We start from the raw sequence: 12544 nt of genomic DNA on the forward strand, positions 1-12544 counted from the left end.
CGGCTTACGCCTTCGGGTCTTTTTTGTGTGGGTACGCAGCCCATAAATCGGGACGGCGCGCCTTTGTAATCTCTTCCATTTGTGCCCGTCGCCAGCGATCCACGGCTCCGTGGTCGCCAGATGTGAGCACCGCCGGGATTTCCCGACCTTCAAACTCGCGGGGCTTGGTATAGAGTGGATACTCCAACAAACCCGTCTCAAAACTCTCTTCATCGAGGCTTTCCGCGCTGCCGAGTACTCCGGGGAGCAGGCGCACGCACGCTTCGATCATGGCCTGAGCGGCAACCTCTCCGCCCGCGAGAACAAAATCGCCAATGGAGATTTCCTCCATATTGCGCGATTCGATGACGCGTTCGTCGAGACCTTCGAACCGTCCGCAAAAGCAAACAAGACCCGGCCCGGCAGCAAGCTCTCTCACGCGGTTTTGCGTCAGTGGCCGGCCCCGAGGGGTCATGTATAGCAACGGGCGGTCCGCTAAGACCACGCTGTCGATAGCTTTGGCTGCGATGTCGGGCTTCAGGACAAGTCCTGCGCCGCCACCTGCCGGAGGGCCGTCAACAGTGCGGTGCCTATTAGTGGAAAAGTCACGAATGTCTACTGTGTCAAGCTGCCAGAGACCGCTTTTTTCAGCACCTCCAATGATCGACGCCCCCAAAACGCCCGGAAACGCGTCCGGATAAAGGCTCAGCACGGTGGCGTGCCACGGCTTTGTGCCATCCATATGTGAGGTTTCGCTCATCGGCGGGCCTGTAGGGGACTGGGGCAGTTTGGGGAAGGGCGAAGACGCAAGGGGAGGTCGTCTTCGCCCTTCCGGGGATCTACGGAGTGGCCGAGATCAGCGAAGTGGAGAGGTTTGGGGGACATTCCATCTTCGCTCAATCAGTCTCTAGCAAACGTATTTAGGGTGCGGGGTCACAGCTGAGTCACAGCTTCGTTAGGGTCGCGTTAACCACGATCCGCCACGCTTTCAGTATGCGAGGTTTGTTGCTCATACCGCTATGTTTAGGCCTATCAGCCTGCGCCAGTGCTGTTGGCGGATATGACTATACGTTCCAGCCGCAACCGGGGCAGGGTCAGTATGTTCGGCCTGCCTACCTCGATCCGGCACCCACACCGCGCCTTCCGGCCATCGATCCATGCCAATCGCAAATGTATTTGCCGCTGGTCGGCGTGAATGAAGGGGCGATCTATATTCCCGGATTACCAGGGCAGAAACGCATTATCCGCCCAGCCGTCTTTGAAGGCGCAGATAATGATTTCCTCAATGGGGAAATGATGAACGAGACCTATGTGCAGGTTCAAAATTATCTTCCGGGTCAGCAGCTTTACGCGCCATCGATCTCAGATGTGTCAGAACGAATCACGATCGGGGTCGAGGACACATCCCGTTTGACGATTGAGCTCGACCGTGATGGCTATGTCCAAGAGATTCGCTGCGGCTGATCCCCAAGAGTCTCCGTGAAAATAGGCATGGTTGATTCGTCAGATTGAGTGTGCGCGCGTTTCTCTTCGGCAATGACCTGCAATAATTTCACCTCCGGCTTAAAATTGTCGATTTGGCGGCAGGCGGGTCTGATCTTGCGCCGCACAGACTTGCTCATGATGGATCCGTACGTCGCGACAATTTGCTCGGGCGTTTGACGGCGTACGATCAGTGTCAAACAGGATGAAAACACCAAGGCGTTCTCAACAAGGCGCTGCGGCACTTTCCAAGCGGATAATTCCTCCGTCAGGGCGGGGAGGCATTGGGTCAGGGCGAAACCCTGCCGATAATAGGCGCATCCCGTCAGTCTGATCAGCGCGCGCTGAATAGCGGTCAGGGGAACCCCCGGATTGAACCGGACCATACGCTGCTCGATCAACTGGAGTGCCAGACGGGAAATAAATTGTCCGGGCTCCTGCGCGCGGTCAGGATCGAAGGTGAGCGTGCTGCGGTCGTCGGACAGCGGTCTGGTAGACGCTATAAGGCGCAGGTCGGTGGGGTCGATGGCCATGCCGTCCAAGATGGTCGCAAAACTGTCTTGCGCCCAATCTTGTACCGAACGTGTGTCGCGCTCATCATAAACAATAGAATCAAGGCCCTGGCTTTTGTGCAGCGGCGAGGGAACTTGAGGTCGAGCTGGCAAGCCAGACTGGCGAATGAGGAACGCCAACGCTTCGAACATGATCAGTGCATCATCATCCCGGATTAGTCTCTGCTGGAACATAAGCCCTTCGTCCTTCTGCGCCCCCGCGCGCGCGACCATCGCAGAAAATATGGCGGAATGCGGGCAAAGATTGGGATCACGGTAAACAGCGTCTCAATGACGCTGGGAGCACAGTTCTTTAAAGATCTGCGTCTTGTTCAGCGGCTTCATAGGCGGCGAGGGCTTCAAGCCATTGATTTTCTAACTCATCGACCCGCTTTGCTGTCAGCCCACGGTCAATGCCGAGTTGCACGGCATGTTCTGGATCACGATCAAACAGGCCCGGTTCGGCAAGCTCGGCGTCGATAGACTTGATGGTTGCAGTCGCCTTGTCGAGATCGCGTTCAAGGGTCGCCGCTTTTTTCTTTAGCGGTGCGATGGCCTTGCGCGCGTCGGCCCGAGCTTTGCGTTCATCGGCCTTGGACGGCCCCGTATCGACTTTGGGTTTCTTATCTGGGCGCGCGCGTTCAACCTGCATTTCGCGGTAATCGTCCAACGTGCCTTCATAGGGCGTCACCGTGCCGCCATTGACCATCCACAAACGATCCGTCGTGGCTTCCAGCAGCGCCCGATCATGGCTGATCAGCAGTACAGCGCCGGAATAGTTGTTCAACGCACGGACCAATTCTTCACGGCTATCAATGTCGAGGTGATTGGTCGGTTCGTCGAGCACGAGAAGGTGCGGTTTGTGGAAACCGATGAGTGAAAATAATAGTCGCGCTTTTTCTCCCCCTGACAGATCGCCCGCCGGCGTCTCGGCATTTTTGGCCCCGAGCCCGAATTGTGCCAGCCGGGACCTCCGCTCCGCTTCGGTTGCATCGGGCATAAGCTCGACGACATGGTCGTAAGCGGACGCCGATTCGTTCAACGCATCGACCTCATGCTGCGCGAAATATCCAACACGCATTTTCCGATGTGCACGGATGCGACCCTCTTGGGCTTTCAGAATAGCCAACAAGCCCTTCGCGAAAGTCGATTTCCCTTCACCGTTGCGGCCCAGCAGACCGATCCGGTCATCCGGATCGACCGTCAGGTTGAGATTGCGCAGGATTGTCGTCTCGCCATAGCCAAGCGCGGCTTCGTCAAAGCGCACCATGGGCGGGGAGAGCATCCGTTCTGGCCCGTTCAGGTCGATGGGCGCGATGGGTTCGCTAACCAAGGTCGCGATGGGCTCCATCTTTTCTAGGCGCTTGACCCGGCTTTGCGCTTGTTTGGCTTTGGAGGCTTTAGCCTTGAAGCGGGTGACAAAGGCTTCCAGTTTGCGGCGTTCATCTTCCTGTTTGGCGATGAGGGCCATATCAAGACGGTTGCGCTCGGCCAGACGCCGCTGAAACCGCTCATAATTGCCCGCATACATCGTCATCTTGCCATATTGCAGGTGGGCGATGTGAGTAACGGCGGTGTTGAGGAAGTCACGATCGTGCGAAATCACGAAAATCGTGCCGCGATATTTGCGGATATGGGTTTCCAGCCAAAGCGCGCCTTCAATATCGAGATAGTTCGTCGGCTCATCAAGCAGCAGCATGTCTGGCTGCGCGAACAGCATGGCGGCCAGTGCGACGCGCATGCGCCAACCGCCTGAGAAATCGGCACAGGGGCGGAGTTGGTCGGGCCCGTCAAAGCCGAGCCCTGATAAGATCGATCCGGCCCGGGCTTCCGCCGTATAGGCATCAATATCGCCCAGCCGTGTATGGATCTGCGCGATGCGCATCGGATCGGTCGCCGTTTCGGCTTCCGACATGAGGGCGACGCGTTCCGTATCAGCCGCCAGAACTGTCTCCATCAGGCTTTCAGGCCCGCTCGGCACTTCCTGATCGACACAGCCCAGACGCATATTCTGGCGCATGGTGATGGCGCCGTCGTCCGCGCCGATTTCACCCTTGATCAAGCGGAACAGGGTCGACTTGCCGGTCCCGTTGCGCCCGACCAACCCGACCTTCTGGCCTTGGTCGATGGCGAGGGTCGCTTGTTCAAAGAGCGGTCGCCCTTCAATCCGGTATGTCAGGTCATTGATGTGAAGCATTTCAGCGCGCCGCTAACATGGGTTGAATTGCGGGTCATCCCGGATTAGGGGCCGCGCAAATTTCATCACTGCCAACAAAGGATGACACCATGGCCGTGCAACGCACTTTTTCTATTATCAAACCCGACGCGACTAAGCGTAATCTGACCGGTAAGGTCAATGCCATGATCGAAGACGCTGGTCTTCGCATTGTCGGCCAACGCCGCGTTCACTTGAGCGAAGCTCAAGCCAAGCGCTTCTACGAAGTTCATGCCGAGCGTCCATTTTACGGTGACTTGGTCAACTTCATGACCTCTGGCCCGGTTGTCGTGCAAGTTCTGGAAGGCGAAAACGCCATTGCTGCTTACCGTGACGTGATGGGCGCAACGAACCCATCCGAAGCTAAGCCTGGCACAATCCGCGCAGCGTTTGCTGAGAGCATTGATGCGAACACAGTCCACGGTTCAGACGCTCCTGAAACGGCCGCTGAAGAAATCGCTCAGTTCTTCACAGACGATCAGATCGTCGGCTAAGCAGGCCTCGCATAACCAAACAAAAAGGCCGGGGTGACCCGGCCTTTTCTTTTGCGATATCGTCCGCGTCTGAGATCAGGATTTGATGCGGATCACCTCAGATACGATTTCTTCGCCAATGGTTGTGAAAGCCTGATTCAGGTCTTCCGCATTCTCCGCAGCAATAAAATAGTCTGGACCGCTCGCGCATTCCTCGAGGAAACTATACGCGATCTGTGTTGAACTTGAGTTTTGCCAAACAGTGCCCCAGCCACCGTCGCCATAGGTTCCCTCTTCTAAGGCGAAACCGATCGTATAGACTGTGGCGCCAGCGTCTTTCATTTCCTGACAATATCCGAGCGTTTCCTCATTATCGGGCAGGGTCTTGCGATATTCGATCCAAGCATAGTCATAGGCTTTGTTCTTATTCCAATAGCCCACAGATCCAGATGGCTTATTGGTTTGCGTCTTTTCTTCGGTGTAGCAGTTCCATTTCCATTTCTTGTTTTTGTGCTTCTTCTTGAATGTGCAACGTTCCCGGCGCCAAATGCCTCCGCCAGATGCTTGAACCACTTGACTGCCATTATTATTATTTACGCCATCGGTCATGAAGACCACATATTTCAGGGGCGTCTTGCCATTCGCGGCATGGTGGATCGCATCTTCGCTTTTGATCCAGTTTTTCGCACTTTTCATGGAAGTGGATGAGTTCGTACCGCCGCCGGCGCTCATGGAATTAACGTCAGACTTGGACAGCAGTTGCCACTTCATCGTCTTGGTACGTGAACTAATAGTGCTTGTATTATAAGCGAGCATGCCAGTCCGCACGATCTTGGGTTTAGACCCACTTTGATCGCCGACCAGAGTGCCGAGGTTGTCCATGAAGCCATTGACTGAGGTTTTGAGCGCGCTGATTCGCTGGACAGCGCCCGCCGGGGGTTTCCATTCACCATTCCCATTGCCGTTCCCATTACCGTTTTTTACATAAGGCTTGTCGTGCCACTTCATGGAACCGGAATTGTCCAATACCAGGGCGACGGATGCGACATCAGCCAATTGTGAGGCTTCAAAACTCACGGTCGCCTGAGTTGAAAAATCCAACTGGTCGAAGCCCATGATGCTAGAAAATGTTGTGTTAGTCTTACCTCGAACGGTCACGACCGCTTCGCGTGTCACCTCATCATAAGTCACGTTGACATTCACGTCATCAGCACCGCCATTGACCCAACCTTGTAGATCATACCCTAGTGATGCTGCGGAATGTGTACCGGGTGGAACACCGCCATTCGATCCATCCGGAATCTCCCCATGCTTTTTCATATAAATGGCTGCGCTGAGCGCCACGGCGTCAGCAATTTGCTGTGACCTTGCTGTGGAGGACGATGCCATGGTGTAATCAATGGCGGCTCCGGTAATGGCCAAGATGGCTGTGATGCCAATCGACGCCATGATCGCGACGTTCCCGCCCTCAGAGGTCGTGAAATCTCGCGCCATGCGTGAGGATGGCTTTCCGCCAATCTGTCTGACGAACCGCCTGAAGCCAGTAATGTGGCCAGATGTTTTGGTTGGGGTGTGCCCAAGCTGATGAGAAGATTCAGTCATGGACGAATATATAGGTCAACTATGTTTCAGCGGTGTTGCGAAACAGGGTTAAAGCTTCGCTATAACTGGCGTGCCAACACGTCTTTTGCCGCAGTAGCGAGCGCTCTCGGGTAGAGGATTAATTCGCGCGCCAACACACGCTCCATCAAGCTATCTTCAGTGTCTTGCGGCGTGATGTTGACCGTTTCGTGGTCGATCACGCTGCCACCATCTACCTCGCTAACGACCCAATGGACGGAGGCTCCAGCGACCGTATCTCCGGCCTCCAAGGCACGTCTATGCGTGTGCAAACCCTTATATTTTGGCAGTAGAGACGGGTGGATATTGATGAGGCGACTGTCCCAGCGCGCGACAAACCAATTTGTGAGAACCCGCATAAAGCCTGCGCAGGCGACGAACTCAATATTATGGTCGTTCAGCGCCGCGTCCAATTCGCGCTCGAACGCCTCGCGTGTCTCGAAGTCTTTGTGGTCGATAGCAAGGGCTTTGACGCCCGCTGCATCAGCTCGGCGAAGTCCCTCTGCTTCGGGCTTGTTTGAGATGACTAGACGGATGTCGGCAGGATAGTCAGATTGCTGCGCAGCGTTTACGAGCGCCATCATGTTCGAGCCGCGTCCTGAAATCAGAACCGCCGTGCGCAGTCTTCGAGGCACGGAAGGTGTCATGCCGCGCGCAATTCTCCGATGACATGGGCTGCTATGCCGGAGGGGTCGAGTTTGGACAGAACATCCATTACAGACTCAGGTTTCACGCATAGAACCAGTCCAATGCCGCAATTAAAGGCGCGGCGCATCTCGGCCTCCTCGATGCCGCCTGTGTCTTGCAGCCAGCGGAACACAGAAGGGCGGTCCCAAGCGTCAAAGTCGAACTCCGCCGTCAGGTGATCCGGCAGCATACGCGGGACATTATCGGTCAAACCACCGCCTGTAATATGGGCTAGTCCTAAGATGTCGCCGAGTACCGGTTTTGCGGCGTCGACATAGATGGTTGTCGGCGCGAGCAACGCTTCACCCAGAGTGCCATCGCCAAAGGGTGAGGGGTCTGCAAAAGATAGCCCAGACCGTTCGACCACACGCCTAATTAGCGAATAGCCGTTTGAATGCGGTCCGGACGATTCGAGCCCAATCAGCACATCGCCAACCGCCATTTTTTCTATCAGAGGCAGCATCCGGTCACGCTCGACCGCGCCGACCACAAACCCAGCCAAGTCAAACTCGCCGTCTGCATACATGCCCGGCATCTCGGCCGTTTCGCCGCCAATCAGCGCGGCGCCTGCCTGGCGACACCCTTCCGCAATGCCAGACACGACAGCGGCTGCGCTCTCCACGTCAAGCTTTCCAGTCGCGAAATAGTCGAGAAAGAAGAGCGGTTCCGCGCCTTGTGCCAACACGTCATTGACGCACATGGCGACCAGATCGATTCCAACTGTGTCGACCTTGCCCGTTTCGATGGCGACTTTGAGCTTCGTTCCGACGCCGTCCGTACCGGAGACAAGCACCGGATCGTTAAATCCGGCTGCTTTTAGGTCGAAGACGCCACCAAAGCCGCCGATCGTGCCGTCCGCCCCGGGGCGGCGTGTACTTTTCACCATGGGCTTGATGCGGTCGACGAGGGCGTCCCCCGCATCAATGTCCACGCCGGCGTCCTTATAGGACAGAGGTTTGGTCGGTTTTGTCATGGGTTCGCGATGTGTGCCAAAAACGCCGCAATCGCAAGCAATGAGGCGCGACCTTTTCCACAACGCAAAGCCTGCTATAGCCGCCCTATGAAATTATTCGTCACTGCCCTTGTCGCCAGCCTCCTGGCGCTGCCTGCCCTTGCCGCTGATCCCTTCACGGTCGCCAAGGTCCCGGTCGATGCTCGGGCGGACTCAGCTATCCAGGCGCAAACCCGTGCGATCGGCAATGGTCAGATCACCGCGGCCCGTCTGTTGCTTGATCGGCTGACGTTGGAAAGTGAGCGATCCGCGCGCGGTTTGCCGCCTATGACGATTGAGGTGGTCGGACCATTGATAAGAGGTTTGTCGATTGACAATGAACGGCGTTCCGCGACTCGTTATCTTGGGGATGTCTCGATTTCCTTCAATCCATCGGCTGTGCAGACGCTTTTGCGCAGTTCTGGTCTGACCATGGTCACCAGTCAGGCCCGTGAACGGCTGGCTTTACCGATCGGGGTCGGTCTCGACGGTTCCTTGGCCACAGATCTATTGTCAGGTCGCTATGCCCATGCGCTCACGCCGATCAAAGTGCCGAGCGAAGAAGATATGGCGTTTCTATATGAAGAACCGTCCAATGCCCGCCTGCAGGAACTGGCGACTCGCTATGGCGTCAATCAAGTTCTGATTATTCGCCCCCAAGGCGGAGGCAATCTTCAGGCGACCGATCTATCACTCGATACGGGTGCACGGCGTAGCTTAAACGCCAGTGGCGGCATGGCCGGTTTGGTCGCGCGTATGGAGGCGGATTGGAAAGCCGATGCCGCTGTGCCGAGCGACAGCGCTCAAACGTCTGCGGTGACTGTCCTTTATGGGTCTATGGATGAGTGGCAGGGCCTGCAGCAGGCCATCAATAACTCAGCGCAAGTTCGCGACGCGCGTCTTGATGCTTTGTCTAAAGATGGCGCCTTGATGAGCTTGAGTTATGGCAGCCTTGATCGCTTAGCGGCGGAAATGGCGCAAAAAGGCGTGCGCGTAATCGATGACCCAAGATTGGGTCTCGTTATCCGTCGGTAGCCCGTCAGGGATCTATGGTGCCTATCCGCCAAATTCCGTTTGATCTGGCACCGGAGCCGGACTTCACCTTCGAGACATTCATCGAAGCGCCCTCCAATACGGGGGCGTTTAACGTTGTGCGCGCTTGGCCCGCTTGGCCCGCGCCCGCAATGATGTTGCTAGGCCCGGAAGGGACGGGAAAGACCCATCTCGGTGAAGCGTGGCTCAAACAATCCCACGGCGTTTTTCTAGATGACGCACATGCGCGAACGGAAGACGATCTGTTCGCTTTTATCAATCGAGCGTTGCGCGGTGAGATTTCTGGCTTGTTGCTCGCCTCTCGCGTGCCGCCGAACGAGTGGGGCGTCAGCCTGCCAGATCTGCGCTCTCGGCTCTCTGCGATGCCGATTATTCAATTGCATGAACCTGACGATGACAGTCTTCGCCCGATAACAAGCGCCTTGTTCCAGCGCCGTGGACGTGAGGTAACGACCGATGTTGTTGATTATCTCTTAAAATATACGGACCGAAGCGTCCCAGCTCTGCGGGCAACAATCCGCCTGATCGATGAGACAGCTTCAAGTGCAAAGGCGGATGTCACCAAGGCCTTTACGGGAAAAGTTCTGCGCGAAAACGGTGACCTGTTCGACTAGAACGGGATTGGTTCGCCGTCCCAAGCGAAATGTTGCCCGGTGTCACTCACGCTGACTTGATCCATCACCGTTAGAAGTTTTGCGGCTGAATAGTCGGGGGTGAAGAGTTTTCCGTTGGGCACTTGGCTTTGAAACGGTCGCGATAAGTCCGTATCGACCGTGCCCGGATGCAACCCAATAATGATCTGGTTTTTGAAGCGTCGAGCGACCTCGATCGAGAGTGTTTTGAGCATCATGTTCAACGCGGCTTTAGACGCACGGTAAGCATACCAACCGCCCAGACGGTTGTCAGAAATGGACCCGACTCGCGCAGAGAGAGCGGCAAACACGGCTTTAGTGTCACGGCGAAGTAAGGGCAGAAAATGTTTGGCGGTCAGAGCCGGTCCAAATGTGTTGACATCAAAACTCGTTCGCATGGCGTCGAGGTCAAGCGCGCGCATATTTTTCTCAGGCGCAATCCCGTCGCCCTGCAATAGTCCGGTCGCAACAATGATCAGGTCGAAGGCGCCGACTTCACGGAGCGTTTCTGCCGCAGCCATAATGGACGTCTCATCAAGGAAATCGAAAGTCAGGCTGTGAACCTTAGAGGAGGGATGCGACGCGCCTGTCCGGGATAAGGCATAGACGGTTTCGACCCGCGCGCTCTCACTCAGCGCATCAACCAGCGCCGCGCCGATCCCGCCAGTGCTGCCAATAATGCAGGCTTGAATAGGGGCCTCGAAACTATCTAGCATTGGGCTTGTCCTTCCGGCAGCGGGCGGAACAATATTTCACCTCGTCCCAAGACCGTTCCCACTTCTTGCGCCAACTAAAAGGGCGGCCGCAGGTCACGCAGTCCTTGCTCGGAAGATAGCTCTTATTGCCCGTGCTCACGGATTGATTACGGGCGGAATGGTGAAACGGTTGGGCCGCCGGGTGCGTAATCACCCTATGACCAAGCTTATCCCAATATTTGCCGATCATTTGTCGCATGATCTGTCTGCGCTGCAATATGCGAACAAGGCGGATGCACGCATCTTAATGGTTGAAGTGCGCGAAGAGGCCGAGACGGTCCCACATCACCGCAAGAAACTGATCTTCCTCTTTTCGGCGATGCGCCATTTCGCGGAAGAGCTGCGGGAAGACGGTTGGAGAGTCGATTATATCGCGCTGACGGATCCGCAGAATACACACAGTTTCACGGACGAAGTGAAACGGGCCCTGGACCGTCATACCATCTCTGAGATTTTCGTCTGTCAGCCAGGGAACTGGCGCGTCCAAGAGGTGGTGAAAAGCTGGGAAGAGATGTTCGACCTGCGTGTCACGATTGTACCGGATGACCGCTTTATCTGTTCCTCAGACGAGTTTGAACAGTGGGCGGAGGGGCGCAAACAATTGCGGATGGAGTATTTCTACCGTGACATGCGGCGCAAAACCGGGCTGCTCATGGTCAGGGATAAACCAGAAGGCGGCGTGTGGAATTACGATCAAGAGAACCGAAAGCCACCCAAGTCTGGCTTGGACTATCCAGAGGCCCCACAGTTTCAACCCGATCGGCTGACGCGCTCCGTCATCGACATGGTTGCGGCAGAATTCCCGACGCGGTTTGGAACGATTGAAGGCTTTCAATGGGGGGTGACGCGTGACGACGCGCTTGCCTCATTACAGGATTTCGTGGCCCATCGCCTGAATGGCTTCGGCCACTATCAGGACGCGATGGTGGGCGGCGAACCCTTCCTATTTCATTCGTTGATTGGGTTATATCTGAACTGCGGTCTGTTACGTCCGCTAGAGGTCTGCGAGACGGTTGCGCAGGCCTATGCAGATGATGCCGCGCCGCTCAATGCGGTCGAAGGCTTTGTTCGACAGATCATTGGTTGGCGCGAATATGTGCGCGGCATCTATTTTCTGAAAATGCCGGACTACAAGGACCAAAATTTCTTCGGCAACCTACGCACGCTCCCCGACTTTTACTGGACTGGGGACACCGATATGAACTGTTTAAAGCAGAGTATCGATCAGACGATTGACCATGCTTACGCGCATCATATCCAGCGCCTGATGATCACGGGAAATTTCGCGCTGTTGACCAGCATTGACCCGGTTCGCGTGCATGAGTGGTATCTGGCCGTCTATGCAGATGCATTTGAGTGGGTGGAACTGCCCAACACGCTGGGGATGAGCCAGTTTGGTGATGGCGGTTTGCTCGGCTCTAAGCCCTACGCTTCGAGCGGCAATTACATCAACAAGATGAGCGATTATTGCGGTGACTGCCGCTACAAGGTGAAGGAGCGTGTGGGTGAGGATGCTTGCCCGTTTAACGCGCTTTATTGGCACTTTATGGCGCGGAATGAGGACAAGCTGCGCGGCAATAACCGCCTTAACATGGTCTACCGTAATCTCGACAATATGGATGGTGATACTCGCGATGCGCTGATGGATCGGGCCGAGCAGGTCATCAGCCAGCTCAAGCCCTCCCATGCAGACGACTATCTTTAGCCAGTAGGCAGCGCGCCGACGATCACCACGTCAAACTCGCCAATGCCTTCACGTAGTTTGATGGCTTCGGCATATTCCGGTGAGTCCCAGAAGGCTCTTGCCGCGATCTTGGACGGCCATGCGGAGACGATAACCGCCGAATAATCGCTGTCGCCTTCCGCCACATCAATGTCGGTTTCAAACGCGACATAGCGCCCGCCATATTTTGCGTAAATGGGCGGCAAGGCGGCGGCGTATGGACCCAGAGATCCGGGCGCGTATCCCTTGCCCTGCACAATCATATAGGCTCCGATGGGCATCGCGGTGTCTGTCGTTTCAATAGGAGCAGGTGCGGTTGTGTCGGCGGCGGGGGCGCATCCAGCGAACGCGAAGATGGCGATGAGGGCGAAGCGTTTCATATG

14 protein-coding genes are annotated in these 12544 nt (G+C 56.0%); 5 read left to right on the plus strand and 9 right to left on the minus strand.

The window, feature by feature from the left end:
- Positions 1-4 precede the first annotated feature (4 nt).
- Positions 5-739, minus strand: coding sequence for a tRNA (guanosine(37)-N1)-methyltransferase TrmD (gene trmD, locus QQL54_RS14705; RefSeq protein WP_284392184.1), 735 nt, complete (start codon positions 737-739; stop codon positions 5-7).
- A gap of 233 nt (positions 740-972) precedes the next feature.
- Between trmD and QQL54_RS14710 the strand changes: the two genes are divergently transcribed.
- Positions 973-1443, plus strand: a complete 471-nt coding sequence (locus QQL54_RS14710; RefSeq protein WP_284392186.1) for a hypothetical protein — start codon at positions 973-975, stop codon at positions 1441-1443.
- On the opposite strand, the gene QQL54_RS14715 is transcribed toward QQL54_RS14710, so the two are convergent.
- Together QQL54_RS14715 and QQL54_RS14720 are read right to left on the minus strand one after the other, a co-directional pair.
- Positions 1416-2207 (minus strand): hypothetical protein, encoded by a 792-nt coding sequence (locus QQL54_RS14715; protein WP_284392188.1) that lies wholly within the window; start codon positions 2205-2207, stop codon positions 1416-1418. The two genes, QQL54_RS14710 and QQL54_RS14715, sit on opposite strands and share 28 nt — an antisense overlap.
- Positions 2208-2325: 118 nt before the next feature.
- Positions 2326-4209: an ABC-F family ATP-binding cassette domain-containing protein gene (locus QQL54_RS14720; protein ID WP_284392190.1), complete on the minus strand. Its 1884-nt coding sequence runs from the start codon at positions 4207-4209 to the stop codon at positions 2326-2328.
- Positions 4210-4298: 89 nt separating this feature from the next.
- On the opposite strand from QQL54_RS14720, the gene ndk reads away from it, so the two are divergent.
- On the plus strand, positions 4299-4721 hold the full coding sequence (gene ndk / locus QQL54_RS14725) for a nucleoside-diphosphate kinase (protein ID WP_284392192.1): 423 nt from the start codon (positions 4299-4301) through the stop codon (positions 4719-4721).
- Positions 4722-4796: 75 nt separating this feature from the next.
- On the opposite strand, the gene QQL54_RS14730 is transcribed toward ndk, so the two are convergent.
- From QQL54_RS14730 to purM, 3 genes are read right to left on the minus strand one after another with little or no spacing between them, the layout of a single operon-like run.
- On the minus strand, positions 4797-6302 hold the full coding sequence (locus QQL54_RS14730; RefSeq protein ID WP_284392195.1) for a TadE/TadG family type IV pilus assembly protein: 1506 nt from the start codon (positions 6300-6302) through the stop codon (positions 4797-4799).
- Between the two features lie 59 nt (positions 6303-6361).
- A complete protein-coding gene (gene purN / locus QQL54_RS14735) occupies positions 6362-6967 on the minus strand; it encodes a phosphoribosylglycinamide formyltransferase (protein ID WP_284392197.1) in 606 nt (201 codons plus the stop codon).
- Positions 6964-7980 (minus strand): phosphoribosylformylglycinamidine cyclo-ligase, encoded by a 1017-nt coding sequence (gene purM / locus QQL54_RS14740; protein WP_284392198.1) that lies wholly within the window; start codon positions 7978-7980, stop codon positions 6964-6966. The genes purN and purM overlap by 4 nt, the downstream gene beginning before the upstream one ends.
- An 87-nt stretch (positions 7981-8067) precedes the next feature.
- Here purM and QQL54_RS14745 point away from each other — a divergent pair, with 87 nt between their 5' ends.
- Together QQL54_RS14745 and QQL54_RS14750 are read left to right on the plus strand one after the other, a co-directional pair.
- Entirely contained in the window at positions 8068-9033 is a 966-nt protein-coding gene (locus tag QQL54_RS14745; protein WP_284392200.1) for a hypothetical protein, read from the plus strand.
- Positions 9034-9047: 14 nt separating this feature from the next.
- Positions 9048-9665, plus strand: coding sequence for a DnaA ATPase domain-containing protein (locus QQL54_RS14750; RefSeq protein ID WP_284392202.1), 618 nt, complete (start codon positions 9048-9050; stop codon positions 9663-9665).
- On the opposite strand, the gene QQL54_RS14755 is transcribed toward QQL54_RS14750, so the two are convergent.
- Positions 9662-10399, minus strand: coding sequence for an SDR family NAD(P)-dependent oxidoreductase (locus QQL54_RS14755; protein WP_284392204.1), 738 nt, complete (start codon positions 10397-10399; stop codon positions 9662-9664). The genes QQL54_RS14750 and QQL54_RS14755 overlap by 4 nt on opposite strands.
- The gene (locus QQL54_RS15490; RefSeq protein WP_348520767.1) at positions 10389-10538 is read right to left on the minus strand and encodes a DUF2256 domain-containing protein; all 150 of its coding nucleotides are present in this window, start codon (positions 10536-10538) and stop codon (positions 10389-10391) included. The genes QQL54_RS14755 and QQL54_RS15490 overlap by 11 nt, the downstream gene beginning before the upstream one ends.
- A gap of 57 nt (positions 10539-10595) precedes the next feature.
- Here QQL54_RS15490 and QQL54_RS14765 point away from each other — a divergent pair, with 57 nt between their 5' ends.
- Entirely contained in the window at positions 10596-12143 is a 1548-nt protein-coding gene (locus QQL54_RS14765; protein ID WP_284392206.1) for a cryptochrome/photolyase family protein, read from the plus strand.
- Here QQL54_RS14765 and QQL54_RS14770 read toward each other — a convergent pair.
- Entirely contained in the window at positions 12140-12541 is a 402-nt protein-coding gene (locus QQL54_RS14770) for a DUF1330 domain-containing protein (protein ID WP_284392208.1), read from the minus strand. The two genes, QQL54_RS14765 and QQL54_RS14770, sit on opposite strands and share 4 nt — an antisense overlap.
- Between the last annotated feature and the right edge of the window lie 3 nt (positions 12542-12544).

The organism is Algimonas ampicilliniresistens (assembly GCF_030159955.1).
Taxonomy (GTDB): Bacteria; Pseudomonadota; Alphaproteobacteria; order Caulobacterales; family Maricaulaceae; genus Litorimonas; species Litorimonas ampicilliniresistens.

Coding starts and splice junctions, on each gene's coding strand:
- QQL54_RS14715 (WP_284392188.1), bottom strand. CDS start 2,207: ATGTTCCAGCAGAGACTAATCCGGGATGATGATGCACTGATCATGTTC.
- purN (WP_284392197.1), bottom strand. CDS start 6,967: ATGACACCTTCCGTGCCTCGAAGACTGCGCACGGCGGTTCTGATTTCA.
- QQL54_RS14765 (WP_284392206.1), top strand. CDS start 10,596: ATGACCAAGCTTATCCCAATATTTGCCGATCATTTGTCGCATGATCTG.
- QQL54_RS14770 (WP_284392208.1), bottom strand. CDS start 12,541: ATGAAACGCTTCGCCCTCATCGCCATCTTCGCGTTCGCTGGATGCGCC.
- QQL54_RS14710 (WP_284392186.1), top strand. CDS start 973: ATGCGAGGTTTGTTGCTCATACCGCTATGTTTAGGCCTATCAGCCTGC.
- trmD (WP_284392184.1), bottom strand. CDS start 739: ATGAGCGAAACCTCACATATGGATGGCACAAAGCCGTGGCACGCCACC.
- QQL54_RS14750 (WP_284392202.1), top strand. CDS start 9,048: ATGGTGCCTATCCGCCAAATTCCGTTTGATCTGGCACCGGAGCCGGAC.
- QQL54_RS14745 (WP_284392200.1), top strand. CDS start 8,068: ATGAAATTATTCGTCACTGCCCTTGTCGCCAGCCTCCTGGCGCTGCCT.
- QQL54_RS14755 (WP_284392204.1), bottom strand. CDS start 10,399: ATGCTAGATAGTTTCGAGGCCCCTATTCAAGCCTGCATTATTGGCAGC.
- ndk (WP_284392192.1), top strand. CDS start 4,299: ATGGCCGTGCAACGCACTTTTTCTATTATCAAACCCGACGCGACTAAG.
- QQL54_RS14720 (WP_284392190.1), bottom strand. CDS start 4,209: ATGCTTCACATCAATGACCTGACATACCGGATTGAAGGGCGACCGCTC.
- QQL54_RS14730 (WP_284392195.1), bottom strand. CDS start 6,302: ATGACTGAATCTTCTCATCAGCTTGGGCACACCCCAACCAAAACATCT.
- purM (WP_284392198.1), bottom strand. CDS start 7,980: ATGACAAAACCGACCAAACCTCTGTCCTATAAGGACGCCGGCGTGGAC.